This window comes from Streptomyces sp. UNOB3_S3 (assembly GCF_020740895.1).
In the GTDB taxonomy this organism is placed as follows: domain Bacteria; phylum Actinomycetota; class Actinomycetes; order Streptomycetales; family Streptomycetaceae; genus Streptomyces.
Genome location: NZ_JAILXP010000594.1, coordinates 1 through 2742, shown reverse-complemented (window position 1 = coordinate 2742; position 2742 = coordinate 1). Strand labels below are relative to the sequence as shown.

Below are 2742 nucleotides of genomic sequence, written 5' to 3'. Positions count from 1 at the left end.
CTGGAGGCGGGGCTGTTCCGCCCGCCCGCCGCCCGCCCTGTGTCGCTCGGCCAGCTCGACCGGGCCCTCCACAGAGCCCGCGCAGACTTCCGTCACGCCCGGTACCAGGCTCTCGGAACTGAACTGCCGCTGCTGCTCGCCGCAGCCGACGCGACCCGTGACCACCTCACCGGCCGCACTAAGGAACAAGCCTGCGCCTTGGCCGCCTACGCCTACAGCCTCGCAGGTGAGCTGGCCAGCAAGCAGCACTCCGAGGCCGTCTGGGTCGCCGCCGACCGAGCTGTCGCCGCTGCCCGCGCCTCCGGCCAGCCCGCACCGCTGGGTGAGGCCACCCGCATGCTCGCCGTCGCCATGCGTCGTGCCGGCCGCCACCGCCAGGCCGCCGACCTCCTCCTCCACACCGACCGTCAGCTGGCCGACGATGCCACCGAGCAGGCCCTCGCCGTACGCGCGGCGATGCTCCTGACGTGCGGATACACGGTGGCGCACTACGGCAACCGCACAGCCGCGCTCGAGATGGTGGACGAAGCCGAAGCCATCGGAAAGCGCATCCACTACGGGCCCGGCCTGGAAAAAGTCACCATCCAGGCAACCCGCGCGCAGTGCGCCGGCTTCCGCCTGAGCCTCTACAACAAGCTCGGTGCCCCGGACCAGGCAGTGCCGGTCGTCGCCCGCGTCAACCCAAGCGTGTTCCCGACCGCCGAGCGCCGAGCGCGATTCCATACGGACGTGGCCCGCATGTGGCACCAGCTGGGGAACGACACCAGGACCTTCGCCTCGCTGCGCGCCATCGAACACGAAGCCCCGCAAGAAGCCCGACGACCGTCGGTGAAGGCCCTCACCGCGGACCTGCTGTACTCCTCGACCAGCCTTCCTGGGCTCAAGGAATTCGCGGCGCGTACGGGCATCCACAGCTGATCACTCCTCAGCGAGCGACTGGTCGGGGAGGACGATGGGAGCCGGCCAGACCTACTCGATTGCGGTGCTTGAATGGACCGTCGTTCCCGGTCTGGCAAGGAGAAGCACTGTGCCTCTGGTGTCTGTCGTGATGCCCGTGTACAACTCGGCAGCCCCCCTCGGGCAAGCCGTCCGGTCGGTGCTCACGCAGACCCATGGCGACCTGGAGCTGCTGGTCACCGACGACCAGTCCTCCGATGGCTCCATGGACCTGCTCCGCGAGTTCGCCGAGCAGGACGAGCGCGTCCTGCCGGAGGCGGCACCCGAACAGGGCGGTGCGGGCCGGGCCCGCAACCTCGCGATCGAGCGGGCCCGCGGGGACTACATTGCCTTCCTCGACTCCGACGACATGTGGTTCCCGGAGAAGACCGAGAAGCAGCTCGCCTTCGCTGCGGAGGGCACTGCGCCTTTGACGTTCACCTCGTACTTCAAGATGGACGCCGACTACGACGGCGAGAGCACCGACTGGGTCCCGAACGGGCGGGTGGTCCGTGCGCGGGAGCACGTGGACTACCGCGCGATGCTGGTCCGGGACCACATCGGTGCTCTCACCGCCATGTACGACCGCACTGTCCTGGGCACGAGGCTGATGCCGGAGATGCGCAAACGTCAGGATTACGCCCTGTGGCTGTCGATCATGCGGGACGGCGCCGACGCCCGGGGCCTGGCCGAGCCGCTCGCGGTGTACAGGGCCCACCAGGCGGGATCGCTGTCCTCCAACAAGATGTCCCTGGTCAGGTACAACTGGGACCTTTACCGCGAGCACGAGCACCTGTCCGTCCCGCGGGCGACACGGGCCCTGGCCGGCGCTGCATGGCAGTCGCTGCGCAACTCGCGCATCTAGGGCGCACGGGCCCGGGTAACCCGGTACGCAACCGTTTCCGGGGATACCCGACCCGGCCCCGCCCCGTGGCCGTGCCGCCTGCTCGGCTGCTGCACTCGGGAGCGGGACGCAGGGGGTCATCGGTGCCACCCGTCGGCCACTGGGAGAGAACGGTCGATCAGAGCGGCTTCGAGTTCGCTCAGGATGTCGATGAACACGCGGACCTTCCCTCTCCCTGACGACGGCGACGGGTCGGATGGGGCTCAGATGAGTTGGAGGTCAGCCAGGCCTCGGAGGGCGCTGTCGACCTGGGCAGCCGTCATCCGTTTCTTGGCGGCCTGCTCCTTGGATTCCTTCGCTGCGCCGTACTGCCACCAGGCTTTGCCGGTGTTGCGGTCGGCGACGAGGAAACGGTCTTTCATCGCCGGTCCGCGCACGATGAGGGAGACGGTGTGGGGTTCGGCGACGGCGGCGTGGATCATCCGGTGGTGGAGGGTGTAGCCGTCGCCGGCCTTCTCGGTGCGGACCAGGTAGGGCTGGAGGTCGGCCACGTCGGTGTTCTCGTCGAGGTCGTCGTCCAGGCCGTAGAGGGTGTGCTGGTAGCTGCCGCGCAGGATGCGCGAGGAGTACGTCCAGCGGTGGTTGTGAGGCCGGTCGAAGTAGCCGGGCAGGAAGATGTGCAGGCGCAGGCGCCAGCCGGCCGGGTCGTCGTGGAAGACGAGCTTGTCGAGGATGTCGTAGTGCTCGGCGAGTTCGCACAGGTGCTCGTCGCCCGGGACGGCTCGCACGACGCGGCGCAGGAGGCCGCGGTCGTCGGCGAAGGCGTTGAGGATCTTCGTGGTGGCTTCTTCGACGCGCGGGGTGTCGTTCCAGTCCAGGTCCTTCAGCGGCTGGGTCAGCTCGGTGATCACGGCGCGGTCCTTTCCTTGATGGGTGGCGGGGGGATGCGGGGTGCCGGGAAG

The 2742-nt window shown here is 68.9% G+C and carries 3 protein-coding genes; 2 read left to right on the top strand and 1 reads right to left on the bottom strand.

Features of this window, described 5'->3' with window-relative positions:
* On the top strand, positions 1-918 hold a 918-nt coding region (locus K6I33_RS34060; protein ID WP_229358672.1), incomplete at its 5' end, for an XRE family transcriptional regulator.
* Positions 919-1027: 109 nt separating this feature from the next.
* Complete coding sequence (locus K6I33_RS34055; RefSeq protein WP_229358671.1) at positions 1028-1801, top strand: glycosyltransferase family 2 protein; 774 nt, start codon at positions 1028-1030, stop codon at positions 1799-1801.
* Between the two features lie 242 nt (positions 1802-2043).
* Here the strand turns inward: K6I33_RS34055 and K6I33_RS34050 are convergent.
* The coding region (locus K6I33_RS34050) for a hypothetical protein (RefSeq protein WP_229358670.1) at positions 2044-2742 on the bottom strand (699 nt) is incomplete at its 5' end.